Below are 13,342 nucleotides of genomic sequence, written 5' to 3' on the forward strand. Positions count from 1 at the left end.
GATCAGGGCGCAGGCGGCGTCCGCGTCCACCGTGGCGCCCACGCCGCTGGCCTCGAGGATGTGCCCCAGGTCGCCCACCAGGCCGTCGCTCAGGTCGATCGCCGCGGTCGCAATGCCGCGCAGCGCCTGGCCGAGCGCGACGCGCGGCTCGGGCCGCTCCATGCGCCGGCGTGCCTTCGCGAAGTCGGCGGCGGGCAAGTCGAGCGTGCCGCGGAACACCTCCAGCGCAAGCCGCGCATCGCCCAGCGTGCCGCTGGCCCACAGGTCGTCGCCCGGCTGCGCGCCGGACCGCAGCAGCGCTGCGCCGGCCGGCACCTCGCCGAAGACCGTGATGCAGATGTTGAGCGGCCCGCGCGTGGTGTCGCCGCCGACCAGCTCGCAGCCATGCGCGTCGGCCAGGGCGAACAGGCCGTGTGCGAAGCCTTCCAGCCAGGCCTCGTCCGCCGCCGGCAGCGAAAGCGCCAGGGTGAAGGCCAGCGGTGACGCGCCGCAGGCCGCCAGGTCGCTCAGGTTGACCGCCAGGGCCTTGTGGCCCAAGTGGGCCGGGTCCACCGTGGAGAGGAAGTGCCGGCCTTCCACCAGCATGTCGGTGGACACCGCGAGCTGCATGCCGGGGCCCGGCGCGAGCAGGGCGCAGTCGTCGCCCACGCCCAGTGGCGAGCGGCGCGCTGGGCGCTTGAAGTAGCGCGCGATGAGGTCGAATTCACCCATGTCGCGGCGCTCCTTCATCCCTTGCGGAAACGCAGGGCCGATTGCCGCACCACCTCCGCCAGCAGGCGTTCCCTGGCCTGCCGCTCGCGCAGCCAGCGCGCGTCGTTGCGGTTGGCCTCCACGCTGGTGCGCAGCAGGGCCAGCGCCTGCGTGGCGTCGAGGGCTTCGCTGTGCCATTCGAGCTGTGTCATGGTCATCAGGATGTGGTCGCGCAGCGGCATGTGCTCGCCGCTCGCCGGGTCGACGTACACCGCGTCCAGACCGAAGCGGCAGGCCTGGAAGCGGTTGTAGGTGTAGACCAGGTAGTCGTCCTCGCAGGGCGTGAAGGGCTGCTCCTGCAGGAACCAGGCCGCCAGCGATTGCACGTAGCCGGCCAGCGCCGCCGCGCGCTCCACCGTCAGCGGCGTGTCGAAGACACGGATCTCGATGGTGCCGAACTCGGGCTTGGGCCGGATGTCCCAGTAGAAGTCCTTCATGCTGCGCACGACGCCGGTGCGGGTCATGCGCTCGAAGTAGTTGCCGAACTCCTTCCACGACAGCGTGAAGGGCGCCCGCCCGGCCAGCGGAAAGGCGAACACCGAGTTCAGCCGCGCCGAGTCGAACTGTGTGTCCTGCCCCTGCACGAAGGGCGAGGAGGCCGACAGCGCGATGAAGTGCGGGATGTAGCGCGACATGCGGTGCAGCATGAGCAACGCCCCGTCCGCGTCGGGGCAGCCGATGTGCACGTGCTGGCCGAAGATGGTGAACTGCTTCGACAGGTAGCCATACAGCTCGGACAGCTCGCGAAAGCGCGGCTTGTCGTAGATGCGCCGCTCGTGCCACTGCTGGAAGGCATGCGTGCCGCCGCCCACCACGGCGATGTTGAGCTTGTCGGCGTTCTTCACCAGCGCGTCGCGGATCGGCGTGAGCTGCGCCACCACGTCCTTGGCGGAATGGCAGATGTCGGTGGAGATCTCGATCATGCTCGAGGTCATCTCCGGCACCACGCTGCCGGGCAGCGGGGTCTGGGCCATGAGGCGCAGCATGTCCTCGGCGTAGGGTGCGAGGTCGTAGTCGTGGGTGTTGACGAGCTGCAGCTCCAGCTCGACGCCGAGCGACAGCGCGACCGACTTGTTGAAGGGCTCCAGCGGCACGGAACGGCCGGCGGGGGAGTTGGGCGCCGGTGGCGTTGCGCCGGCACGGGGGGCGGTGTCCGGCAGGCTCATCGTTGCGTGTCCTCCGTGATGCTGAAGGCCTCGGGTGCCCAGGGTCTGGAGCTCTCGCCTGCGCCGTGGATGGCCACGGTGGCGAGCACCGCACCCAGGATCTCCATCAGCAGGATGGCGGGCAGCGCGATCTGCGTGATCATCGCGCCCAGGAGCGGCGAGGCGGTGACGAAGCCCGAGGTGATGAGCAGCGCGATGGAGGACAGCGGCGCCATCGCGCAGCCCACCCACAGCGCCTGGCGCCAGCTTGCGCCGGTGCCCGGGTTGGCGATCGCCACGCCGGCGATCTTGGCCACCGACCGCACGGCGATCACCGCCAGCACGACGCTGGCGATCGGCAGGCTCCAGTCGGCCTGCGCGGCCACCACCGACACCAGCACGAACATCAGCATGGTCAGCAGCGAGGCCGCCGTGCCCAGCTGGCGGGGCCAGACCCAGGGCTTGGGATGCAGCGCCTTGAGCAGGATGCCGCCGATCAACGCCGCCAGCGGCGCCGAGCCGCCGAAGTGCGCGGCGATCGCGGCGCCGGCCGCGATGATGGCCAGCAGCAGGATGGAGGTGTTCTCGCTGGCGGGGCTCATGATGCGCAGCGCCGAGCGCAGCGACAGCGACATCAGCGCGCCCACCACGAAGGACATGCCCAGGACCACCGCCACCGGGTAGAGCTTCTGGAACAGCCCGAGCGGCGCATGCTCGATCAGCCCGGCCTGCGCGTAGCCCAATGCCAGGGCGTAGAAGGTGTTGAGCGTGGCCAGAGTCATGGCGCGCTCGGTCACCGGGCCGGAGCCACGGGTGTCGATGACCACGCGCATCAGCACCGCCGGCGAGGCCACGATGGCCATCAGGGCGATGGGGTTGGCCACGGGGTCGGGCACGTCCATCCAGTGCAGCACCCAGAACACGCCGAAGTAGGTGAGGGTGGCCTCCAGCAGGCTTTGCACCAGCACCATCGGGTTGTGGCGGAACCAGCGCAGCGGCAGGCGTCCGCCCGCCTCGAAGAGCACGATGGCCACGCCAAGTTCAAGCAGGAAGAGGCTGGTGCCCTGCAGCGGCCAGATCGCGCCCTCGAAGCCGGCCAGGCCGGTCAGGGTGCCGATCATCGAGTAGCCCACGACCTTGGGCATGCCCGCATAGCGCTGCACCAGGTGGCCGGCCGCCGCGGCCGCGGCCAGCAGCAGCGACCACAGCACGATGGGCAGCCCCGCCGAGGGCCGCACCCACTCGGACCAGAAGCCCAGCAGGTCGTTGGTAATGAAGGAGCTCATCGGCCAATCAATCAAAAGTCGCGCGGCCGGTGGGGCGCCGCGAGTCGAGCAGAGCGCGCGAGGCGTTCATCGCTCGAAAAAGGTGGAGTGCGTTCAGTGCAGCACGCGCGAGACGGGCGCTGCGCCCGTGTCGGCTTCCAGCACGAACATGGGGATCGCGACGTCGAAGCGGTCGCCGCCTTCGGTCACGAAGAAGTAGCTCCCATGCATGGTCCCGCTGGGGGCCTGCAGCCGGCAGCCGCTGGTGTAGCGGAAGGATTGTCCCGGTGCGAGCAGCGGCTGCTGTCCGATGACGCCGAGGCCCTTGACCTCCTGCGTGTGTCCGGCCGAATCGTTGATCAGCCAGTGGCGCGAGATCAGTTGCGCTGCCGCGGTGCCTTCGTTGGTCATGGTGATCGTGTAAGCGAAGGTGTAGACCCGGTCCTCTGGGGAGGACTGGTCCGGCAGGTAGCGCGGCTCGACCTGGATGCGGATCGGATGGCTGGACATCCGCCGGATGTTAACAACCCCTGCGACAATTCCGGCCCATGACCAGCCGCACCTTCCGGATCGCCCCTTCCGTCCTTTCGGCCGACTTCGCCCGCCTGGGCGCCGAAGTGAGCGACGTGATCGCCGCCGGCGCCGACTGGATCCACTTCGACGTCATGGACAACCACTACGTGCCGAACCTCACCTTCGGCCCGATGGTGTGCCAGGCGCTCAAGCCGCATGCGAAGAAGGCCGACGCAACGCCGGTGCCGATCGACGTGCACCTGATGATCCAGCCGGTCGACGCCCTGGCTGCCGCCTTCGCCGAGGCCGGTGCCGACTACATCAGCTTTCACCCGGACGCCTCGCCTCACTCGCACCGCAGCATCCAGGCCATCCGCGCGGCCGGCTGCAAGCCCGGGCTGGTGTTCAATCCGGGCGCCGGGCTGGAGCCGCTGGACTGGGCCATCGACGACATCGACCTCATCCTCATCATGAGCGTCAACCCCGGCTTCGGCGGCCAGAGCTTCATCGACTCCGCGCTGCGCAAGATCGAGCAGGCCAGGAAGCGCATCGAGGCCAGCGGGCGCGACATCCGCCTGGAGGTGGACGGCGGCATCAAGGCCGACAACATCGCGCGCGTGGCGAGTGCCGGTGCCGACACCTTCGTGGCCGGCAGCGCGATCTTCAACGCCAAGGACTACGGCGCCGTGATCGAACAGATGCGTGGGCAGCTCGGCAGCCTCTGAATCCCGGGAAGGCCGCGCCGTTGCGGCGTGCCATCGCGGAAAGCCCGGTAGAACCGGCCCGGGCCGCCCTGTAGGATCGGCAGCGCGATGACCGAGCAGCAGCAGCGCCCCCCCGCCCCGATCTCCGACGTCCTGCGCGTGCACGGCTTCGCCGCCCTCGAGCCGGGGCCGAAGCTGATCGTGCTGGGCGGCGTGCACGGCGACGAGACCTGCGGCACCGAAGGCATCGCGCGCACGCTGGCCGAGCTCGACAGCGGGGCGCTCACCTTGCTGCGCGGCCGGCTCACCATGGTGCCGGTGGCCAATCCACTGGCGCGGCGCCTGATGCGGCGCGAAGGCGAGCGCAACCTCAACCGGCTGTTCCAGCCCACACGCGCCGGCGAGCAGCCGGCGGACTACGAATCGCGCATCACCGACTTGCTGTGCCCGCTGCTCGATGCGCACGACGTGCTGCTGGACCTGCATTCCTTCCAGAGCGCCGGCGAGGCCTTCGCCATGATCGGCCCGCGCGACAACAGCGGCACGCTGGAGCCCTTTTCCCGCGCCTACGAGGAAGGCCAGCTCGCCCTGCACCTGGGCACGCCGCGGGTGGTGGAAGGCTGGCTCGACATCTACGCGGCCGGCCTGGCCCAGCGCGCCGGCGGCAAGCCGGCCGACGACAGCGCGATCGCCTTCGGCAAGGGCACGAACGAATACATGCGCAGCCGCGGCGGCTACGGCGTCACCCTGGAATGCGGCCAGCACCAGGACCCGGCCGCGCCGGAGGTCGCGCACCGCGCCATCCATGCCGCACTGCGCCTGTTGGGCATGATCGGCGCCGATCCGCAGGCCGCGCCCCCGCCGGCCCCCACGCTGCTGCGCTTGGTCAGCGTGACCGACCGCGACAGCGAGGACGACCGCTTCGTGCGCGAATGGGCCACCTTCGACCGGGTGGCGCGCGGCGAGCCCATCGGCGTGCGCGCCGGTGGCCGCGTGCTGGCGGCCGAGCGCGACGGCTTCATCGTCTTCCCGAACTCGGCCGCTCTGCCCGGGACCGAGTGGTTCTACTTCGCGGTCGAGAGCGAGCGCGACCTGCGGCAGCCCGCGGCCTCCGGCCGGCCCTGACGCGGGGCGCCGCCGCCTTCCTACAGTCCTTCAGGCGGCGGTCGCTTAGCGTGATCCACTGGAGAACCCCGTCATGCCCGCATCCAAGAAAGCCCCCGCGCCGCGCGTCCTGTGGAAGGGCGCCATCAGCTTCGGCCTGGTCCACATTCCCGTCGCCCTCTATGCGGCCACGGTGGACCACGGCATCGACTTCGACTGGCTGGACAAGCGCACCATGGACCCGGTGGGCTACAAGCGCATCAACAAGAAGACCGGCAAGGACATCGCGCGCGAGCAGATCGTCAAGGGCATCGAGTACGAGGACGGGCAGTACGTGGTGCTCAGCGACGAGGAGATCGCGCAGGCCTACCCGCGCACCACCCAGACCGTCGAGATCCAGACCTTCGTGCCGGCGGACAGCATCCCCTTCGTCTACCTGGAGCGGCCCTACTACGTGGCACCGATCAACCGCGGCGGCAAGGTCTACGCGCTGCTGCGCGAGACGCTGCAGCGCACCGGCCGGATCGGCGTCGCGCGCGTGGTGATCCAGACCAGGCAGCACCTGGCGGCGCTGATCCCGGTCGGGCCGGGCCTGGTGCTCAACCTGCTGCGCTGGGGCGCGGACATCCGGCCCTGGAAGGACCTGCCCCTGCCCGCGGAGGATGCGAAGAAGGCGGGGCTGACCGAGAAGGAACTGAAGATGGCGCGCGAGCTCGTCGAGGACATGAGCTCGGCGTGGAATGCCGACGCATTCCAGGATTCCTTCAAGGACGAGATCCTGCACCTGGTCGACAAGAAGGTGGAAGCAGGCGAGACCGAGTCCGTGACCAAGCAGGAGCCGGTGGAAGAAGCCACCGGCCGTTCGTCGGCCAAGATCGTCGACCTGACCGAACTGTTGCAGCGCAGCCTGCGCAAGGGGGGCCGGGCGGCTGCAGGCAAGGCTGCAGAGAAGGCTGAAGAAGACGAGACCCCGCCCTCGAAGAAGAAGGGCGCATCGCGCAAGACAGCGGCCGGGCACGCGCCACGCAAGCGCCCCGCCGCGCGCAAGACATCCCGGCGCAAGGCCGCCTGAGTGCCGCGCGCGCATGACCATCCTGCGCATCACCCACGCCGACCGCGTCATCGACGAGAAGAGCGGCGTCACCAAGGGCGAACTCGCCGCCTACTACGACGGGGTGTCCGCGCTCATGCTGCCGCACCTGCGCGGCCGGCCCGTGTCGCTGGTGCGCGCACCGGAGGGCGTGGGCGGCGAGATGTTCTTCCAGAAGCATGCGAACCAGAACGAGATGCCGGGTGTGAAGCTGCTGGACCCGGCGCTCGATCCCGGGCACGAGCCGCTGCTGCAGATCGACAGCGCCGACGGACTGCTCTCGGCCGCGCAGATGAACGTGATGGAGCTGCACACCTGGAACGCCACCTCCGACGCCATCGACCGGCCCGACCGCTTCACCCTCGACCTCGATCCGGGCGAGGGCGTGGACTGGGCGCAGATGCAGGAGGCCACGATGCTGGTGAAGGTGCTGCTCGACGAGCTGGGCCTGCCGGCCTTCCTCAAGACCAGCGGCGGCAAGGGCATGCACGTGCTGGTGCCGATCCGGCGGCACTTCGGCTGGGACGATGTCAAGGACTTCGCCCAGGCCATCGTCCAGCACCTGGCCCGCACCGTCCCCGAGCGCTTCGTCGCCAAGAGCGGGCCGCGCAACCGGGTCGGCCGCATCTTCGTCGACTACCTGCGCAACGGCTTCGGCGCGACCACGGTGTGTGCCTGGTCGGTGCGCGCGCGGCCGGGGCTGGGCGTGTCGGTGCCGGTCGAGTGGGACGAACTGCCCGACATCGAGAGCGCCGCGCATTGGACGGTGCGCAGCATCGGCGATCGCCTGGGAGTGGGCAATGCGCCCTGGGCCGCGATGGAGAAAAGCCGCGCGGGGCTGTCGGCGGCGATGAAGACGCTGGGTTTTGCGTCCGGCGAATAACGTTCAGAAATTCTTCGATCGAAAGTCGCCCGGCGATCAGGTCTTGCGCGCCGGTAGAGTCATTCTTGCGGCGTTGGCCGCGTGACCGTATAGTCGCGCCGCCCCCTGCACACTGCCTGGTGGGGGGCTTCAACACAACAATCAGGCGCTCCCGGAAAGCTGTCACACATGAAAAGTCCATCGCGGCGCGCGCCGCTGCGGGCGTTGATCGCCCGTGTCTCGTCTTTGATCGGATTGAGCGCTCGCTCGAACCGTCCCGCCCCAGTCTCAACCCGTCATCGTCGCGTCCGGGCGCCCAAGCCTGCGCGAGGCTCCGCCGCACGCCACCGGGAGGCCGCCGCACCATCTGCGCCGCCCATCCCAGCCTGGCACCTCTGGCGCCTCGTCACGATCGTCCTGGCCGCCTTCGCGGTCGCTGGTGCACTCCAGGCCGGGCCATCGTCGACGACGACACAGATCGGCATCACCACGGCCGGCTTGACCGACAGCCTCAAGAGCTTCTTCACGCGGCTCTGGAGCCCCGCCACCAGCGGTGCCGAACAGCAAGGCACAGCCTATCTGTACGACGAGGAGGGAAGCCTTCTCTCGGAGACAGGCACCGGCGGCGCCAACAGCACCGGGAGCACCGAGTACATCTACCTGCCGACGGCGAACGGGCCGATGCCGATCGCAGCGGTCATCAACGGACAGATGTACGCCGTTCACAGCGATCACCTGAACACGCCGAGAAGACTCAGCGACAGCCAGGGCCAGACCGTCTGGCAATGGGCCTACTCGGCCTTCGGGGACGAGAAGCCCACCATCGCAAAGAACAGGTTCGCGAACCTGGAGGTCAACCCGAATCCAGGCACGACGAGCTTTCCGGACATCACCTACAACGTCCGCTACCCGAATCACTACGCGGATGAAGAGTCGGGCCTCTTCGAGAACCGGGACCGCTTCTACAACCCGTCGTTGGGCCGCTACACGCAAGGCGATGCCTTTGGGTTGAGCGCCGGCACGAATCGCTTCGTCTACGCATTGGACGATCCGCTGAGCGTGTTCGATGACGACGGGCTGGCGCCGAAGAAGCCCGACGGCGCTGCGCCTGCCCCGTACTCGCCGCTAACGGGGGGCACGATCAAGCCTTCACCGGTGCCGGGATGGCAGCCTTTGCAACTCGGCGTGCCGGGCCGCGCGCGCATCGACGGAGAGGGCTCGGCAGGAGCGGGACGAGGTGTCGTTGGACCGTTTTGTCCGCCGGACGGATTGGACGCGGCAACGGAGATTGCAAAGCCCTCTCTTTCGGCCCACAAGGAAGCGTTGCGTGCTGTCCACCAGGAAGTTGGAAAGCTATCGAAGGGCGTGTCGGGAAAGTTTGGTTCTCCTCAGGCTGGGACGTCCAAAAAAGGCTACAGGCTCGATCCGCCACATGACGGGGTCGCCGAAGGCGACGCTGAAGCGGGCTACCACTTGAATTGGTGGGACTATTCTGCTGGTAAGCGCGGCCAGGGCGGTCGTAGTGGGGCGATTCCAATCCGAGACTGAATCGTGGATCAACACAAGATCGAAAACTTTGCGAAGGCCCACCCAGGCGTGGCCTTCCCGACATACCTGCATGTTGACCATAGCCATGCGAGTGCAATCCGGGATGCCATTGCGAAATCCATCGATTCGCCCGAGTTGAAGGGACTCGCCCTCGTCAAGAGACTGCGGGCCGCTGCCACCGAAGTGGCCAGCCTTCAGGGGGACGCGCCGGCTTTCTCAATTGGGAGGCTACTCAGTGAGCGGGGCCTCAAGCGTCCGGAAAAGGTGTACCTCAACTGGTACCGATTCGATGACATTGATCAGATCGGGCTTGCAGACCTTGATCGGCACTTGTCCGATATCTGGTATCCCGGTACCGATGACTTGGACGTTTTCGATGATTCAGCGGCTTGGATCGTGTCAATCACTCACTACGGCAAAGTGTGGCTCTTTAGAAGGTAGAAGGCGGGGCTGAGTGCTTTTCGCGAAGGGGTGACAACGAAGTCGCTGCGCTAGTCCACTGAAACATTGAAATGAATGGTGAGGGCCGCCCGAGACGGGATGCGATGCAAGGCGCAAAGCGCAGCGATACCGGTCGGTATCGCGAGCATTTGCAACGCCGCAGCGCGCCCGTATCGGGTGGACTGCACCAGTCGATTTCAGTGTTTCAGTGGACTAGGGATGGCGAGCGGTGCAGATCGGGCCGGGATGGGGGCTATCGCGGCAGAAGCTGCCCGTGAAAAAGGAGAGGAAGGCACCGCGACCCGGATCGAACGGCGTTCACGATCTTGAGTGGCTTCGGCCTGAACACTACGTGCCTGCCGCCACCATACCCGTCACCTCCTCCGTCACCACCTCGAATCGCACCAGGCTGTGCTCCCCGAACACCATGGTGATCGGCACATCCGCCGCATCGCGCCCGCGCGCGATCGCGATGCGGCCGATGCGCGGGCGATTGTGCCGTGCATCGAAGGCCCACCAGCGGTCGCCAAGGTAGACCTCGAACCAGGCGCTGAAGTCCATCGGATAGGGCACCGGCGGCACGCCGATGTCGCCCAGGTAGCCGGTGACGTAGCGTGCCGGCACGTTCATGCAGCGGCACAGCGTGATCGCCAGGTGCGTGAAGTCGCGGCACACCCCGGTGCGCTCGCGCCAGCCTTCCAGGGCGGTGCGGGTGGCGCGCGCCTGCTGGTAGTCGAACCGGATGTGCCCGTGGACGTAGTCGCAGATGGCCTGCACCAGGGGCCAGCCTCGCGGTGTCTGGCCGAAGGTCTGCCAGGCGAAGGCGAGCAGCTCGCCGTCGACCTCGCAATAGCGGCTGGGCAACAGGAAGCGCAGCGTTTCCACCGGCAAGCGATCCGGCGGGTGCGCCTCCGCACCGGGCTCGACGGGGTCGGGCCAGCCCGTGTCGAAGACCTGCGCTTCGTTGCGCAGCCGCACCTGCGTCACGCCCTCCGGCACGCGCACCCGGGCGCAGTGGTTGTCGAAGGCATCGAGATAGTGGTCGGTCACGAGCGGCGGGCTGATGGTGATGTGCTCGCTGCCCTGCACGTCGCCGGCCCGCGAAGGATGGACCTGCAGCATGTAGATCATGGCCGTCGGTGGGTTCAGGGTCAGTTCGATGTCGAACCCGATGCGGATGAGCATGGCGGTGCGTGGTGTGAGGTGATGAATGGAGGGGCGCGGGCGCCGAGGCCTGCAACGCCACGGTCCGATGATCCTATGAAAGCGCCGAGGGGGCGGCGCGTGCGGAACGCCGCGAAGCGGCGTGGGCCGGCGCGGGAAAGCGCGTAGGCCGCCGAAGCGAATCCGTCAGTGCGGTCCTACCACGAGCTGCTCGCCCCTCCCACAAATCCCGGTGCGCGGCCACTACGGGGTTCGGCGATGGGGTCGCCTAAGCTCAGTCCAGCACCCGGTCATGCTCGAAAAGGCCGGTTGCCATCGCCACTCCGAACCGCCAACAAAGACCCCCGACCACCTCATGACACGGAGCGAACCATGGAGTTCTCCACCCTGCTCGGCATCTCCAATGCCTCCTGGCTCGACGACGTCCTCCTGTGGACCATCGTCACCGTGGCCGGCGTGCTCGGCCTGGCGGTCGTGGTCAACGCCCTGGATGCCTTCTTCGATGCCGAGACCGGCTGACGCCCGCGCCTCCGGGGCCCCGCAAAGGAATCCCCGATGACGACGCGCAACAACAAGAGCTCCGGCGGCCGCCGGCCCAAGCCGGGCAACGGCAGCGAAGGCAAGCAGGAGCAACTCGCCGCCTCCACCGCCGACAACACGCCCCGGATCACCACGAACCAGGGCGTGCAGATCCCCGACAACCACAACTCGCTGCGTGCCGGCGTGCGCGGGCCCTCGCTGCTGGAAGACTTCATCCTGCGCGAGAAGATCACCCACTTCGACCACGAGCGCATTCCCGAGCGCGTGGTGCATGCGCGCGGCGAGGCGGCGCACGGCTATTTCGAGGTCTACCGCTCGATGTCGCAGTTCACCTCGGCCGACTTCCTGCAGGACCCTTCGGTCAAGACGCCGGTGTTCGTGCGCTTCTCCACTGTGGCCGGCTCGCGCGGCTCCGCCGACACGGTGCGCGACGTACGCGGCTTCGCCGTCAAGTTCTACACGCGCGAGGGCAACTACGACCTGGTGGGCAACAACATGCCGGTCTTCTTCATCCAGGACGCGATGAAGTTCCCGGACCTGATCCACGCCGTCAAACCCGAGCCGCACCACGAGATGCCGCAGGCCGCGAGCGCGCACGACACCTTCTGGGACTTCGCCTCGCTCATGCCCGAGACCACCCACATGCTGATGTGGGCCATGAGCGACCGCGCCATTCCGCGCAGCCTGCGCATGATGGAAGGCTTCGGCGTCCACACCTTCCGCTTCGTCAACGCGCGCGGCGAGAGCCACTTCGTCAAGTTCCACTGGAAGCCCAAGCTCGGCATCCACGGCCTGGCCTGGGACGAGGCGCAGAAGATCGCCGGCAAGGACCCGGACTTTCACCGCCGCGACCTGTGGGAAGCGATCGATCGCGGCGACTTCCCCGAGTGGGAGCTGGGCGTGCAGATGATCCCGCAGGACAAGGAGCATTCGCTGCCCTTCGACCTGCTGGACCCGACCAAGCTGATCCCCGAGGAGATGGTGCCGGTGCAGCGCATCGGCCGGCTGGTGCTCAACCGCAACCCGGACAACTTCTTCGCGGAGACCGAGCAGGTGGCCTTCCACCCCGGTCACGTGGTGCCCGGGATCGATTTCACCAACGATCCGCTGCTGCAAGGCCGGCTGTTCTCGTACACCGACACCCAGCTCTCGCGCCTGGGCGGGCCCAACTTCCACGAGCTGCCGATCAACCGCGGCGTGTGCCCCTTCCACAACTTCCAGCGCGACGGCATGCACCGCCAGACCATCGCGCGGGGCCAGGTGGCCTACGAGCCGCATTCGCTGAACGACGGCAAGGAGTTCCGCATCGATGGCGGCAGCAGCGGCTTCCAGACCTATCCCGAGGAACTGGAGTCGCCCAAGGTGCGGCGCCGCAGCCCCAGCTTCGACGACCACTTCACGCAGGCCAGGCTGTTCTTCAACAGCCAGAGCGTGCCCGAGAAGGAACACATCGTCGCGGCCTTCCGCTTCGAGCTGTCGAAGGTCGAGCAGCCGGCCATCCGCCAGCGCATGGTGGACAACCTCGCCCACGTGGACGAGAAGCTGGCGCGCCGCGTGGCCGAGCCGCTGGGCATCAACCCGCCGGACGCGCGGGCGGCGGCCGGGCGGGCGGGCTTCCGCGAGCACCGGATGAAGCTGCCGATCGAGGAGTCGCCCGCGCTGCGCATGGTCGACTCGGGCGACGGCTCCATCAAGACCCGCAAGGTCGCGATCATCGCGGCGGACGGCATCGATTCGGCCTCGCTCAAGCCCATCCGGGAGGCCATCGAGCAGGCCGGGGCCCGGTGCAAGGTGGTGGCGGCCAGGCTCGGCACGGTGACCAGCGCCTCGCGCCGGCAGCTGGAGGTGGACGCCACCTTCGCCAATATGCCCTCGGTGATGTTCGACGCGGTGCTGGTGCCGGCCGGCGCCCAAGGCGCCGAGGCGCTGGCAGGCAACGGCGATGCGGTGCATTTCGTGCTGGAGGCCTACAAGCACTGCAAGGCCATCTGCACCATCGGCGAAGGCGTGCAATTGCTGTCCAGCCTGGGCATGGGCGGCGAGGCCGGCGTCGAGGCGGCCGGCGTGGTCGTCGCCGACACGCCGACCACGAATCTGGGGGACAACACGGCTGCGCTCAAGATCGCGAACGATTTCATCGCCGCCATCGCCAAGCACCGGCATTGGGACCGGGCCCACACCGAGCGCGTGCCGGCCTAGCCAGACCTCGGAATCGG

13 protein-coding genes are annotated in these 13,342 nt (G+C 68.1%); 8 read left to right on the forward strand and 5 right to left on the reverse strand.

Going from position 1 to position 13,342, the window contains the following annotated elements; translation table 11 throughout:
- The 4 genes from thiL to apaG form a co-directional block, all read right to left on the reverse strand.
- On the reverse strand, window positions 1-711 hold a 711-nt coding region (gene thiL / locus ABEA07_RS22945; protein WP_345540783.1), incomplete at its 3' end, for a thiamine-phosphate kinase.
- 14 nt (window positions 712-725) lie between these two features.
- Complete coding sequence (locus ABEA07_RS22950; RefSeq protein ID WP_345541394.1) at window positions 726-1,844, reverse strand: YbdK family carboxylate-amine ligase; 1,119 nt, start codon at window positions 1,842-1,844, stop codon at window positions 726-728.
- Window positions 1,845-1,912: 68 nt separating this feature from the next.
- Complete coding sequence (locus ABEA07_RS22955) at window positions 1,913-3,181, reverse strand: cation:proton antiporter (RefSeq protein ID WP_345540784.1); 1,269 nt, start codon at window positions 3,179-3,181, stop codon at window positions 1,913-1,915.
- Between the two features lie 93 nt (window positions 3,182-3,274).
- A complete protein-coding gene (gene apaG, locus ABEA07_RS22960; RefSeq protein ID WP_345540785.1) occupies window positions 3,275-3,670 on the reverse strand; it encodes a Co2+/Mg2+ efflux protein ApaG in 396 nt (131 codons plus the stop codon).
- 38 nt (window positions 3,671-3,708) lie between these two features.
- On the opposite strand from apaG, the gene rpe reads away from it, so the two are divergent.
- The 6 genes from rpe (at window position 3,709) to ABEA07_RS22990 (ending at window position 9,422) form a co-directional block, all read left to right on the forward strand.
- Window positions 3,709-4,398, forward strand: a complete 690-nt coding sequence (rpe, locus tag ABEA07_RS22965) for a ribulose-phosphate 3-epimerase (RefSeq protein ID WP_345540786.1) — start codon at window positions 3,709-3,711, stop codon at window positions 4,396-4,398.
- A gap of 87 nt (window positions 4,399-4,485) precedes the next feature.
- Window positions 4,486-5,502: a M14 family metallopeptidase gene (locus ABEA07_RS22970; RefSeq protein WP_345540787.1), complete on the forward strand. Its 1,017-nt coding sequence runs from the start codon at window positions 4,486-4,488 to the stop codon at window positions 5,500-5,502.
- Between the two features lie 73 nt (window positions 5,503-5,575).
- The gene (gene ku, locus ABEA07_RS22975; protein ID WP_345540788.1) at window positions 5,576-6,553 is read left to right on the forward strand and encodes a non-homologous end joining protein Ku; all 978 of its coding nucleotides are present in this window, start codon (window positions 5,576-5,578) and stop codon (window positions 6,551-6,553) included.
- A 13-nt stretch (window positions 6,554-6,566) separates the two neighbouring features.
- Window positions 6,567-7,454, forward strand: coding sequence for a non-homologous end-joining DNA ligase (gene ligD / locus ABEA07_RS22980; protein WP_425584164.1), 888 nt, complete (start codon window positions 6,567-6,569; stop codon window positions 7,452-7,454).
- A 168-nt stretch (window positions 7,455-7,622) separates the two neighbouring features.
- Window positions 7,623-8,981: an RHS repeat-associated core domain-containing protein gene (locus ABEA07_RS22985; RefSeq protein WP_345540789.1), complete on the forward strand. Its 1,359-nt coding sequence runs from the start codon at window positions 7,623-7,625 to the stop codon at window positions 8,979-8,981.
- 3 nt (window positions 8,982-8,984) lie between these two features.
- Window positions 8,985-9,422 (forward strand): hypothetical protein, encoded by a 438-nt coding sequence (locus ABEA07_RS22990; protein WP_345540790.1) that lies wholly within the window; start codon window positions 8,985-8,987, stop codon window positions 9,420-9,422.
- Between the two features lie 348 nt (window positions 9,423-9,770).
- On the opposite strand, the gene ABEA07_RS22995 is transcribed toward ABEA07_RS22990, so the two are convergent.
- Window positions 9,771-10,607, reverse strand: coding sequence for a transglutaminase-like domain-containing protein (locus ABEA07_RS22995; protein WP_345540791.1), 837 nt, complete (start codon window positions 10,605-10,607; stop codon window positions 9,771-9,773).
- A 351-nt stretch (window positions 10,608-10,958) separates the two neighbouring features.
- Between ABEA07_RS22995 and ABEA07_RS23000 the strand changes: the two genes are divergently transcribed.
- Together ABEA07_RS23000 and katE are read left to right on the forward strand one after the other, a co-directional pair.
- The gene (locus ABEA07_RS23000; RefSeq protein WP_345540792.1) at window positions 10,959-11,105 is read left to right on the forward strand and encodes a hypothetical protein; all 147 of its coding nucleotides are present in this window, start codon (window positions 10,959-10,961) and stop codon (window positions 11,103-11,105) included.
- Window positions 11,106-11,141: 36 nt separating this feature from the next.
- The gene (katE, locus tag ABEA07_RS23005) at window positions 11,142-13,325 is read left to right on the forward strand and encodes a catalase HPII (RefSeq protein WP_345540793.1); all 2,184 of its coding nucleotides are present in this window, start codon (window positions 11,142-11,144) and stop codon (window positions 13,323-13,325) included.
- The last annotated feature ends 17 nt before the right edge of the window (window positions 13,326-13,342 follow it).

It is taken from the genome of Variovorax defluvii, assembly GCF_039541515.1.
Taxonomy (GTDB): Bacteria; Pseudomonadota; Gammaproteobacteria; order Burkholderiales; family Burkholderiaceae_C; genus Variovorax; species Variovorax defluvii.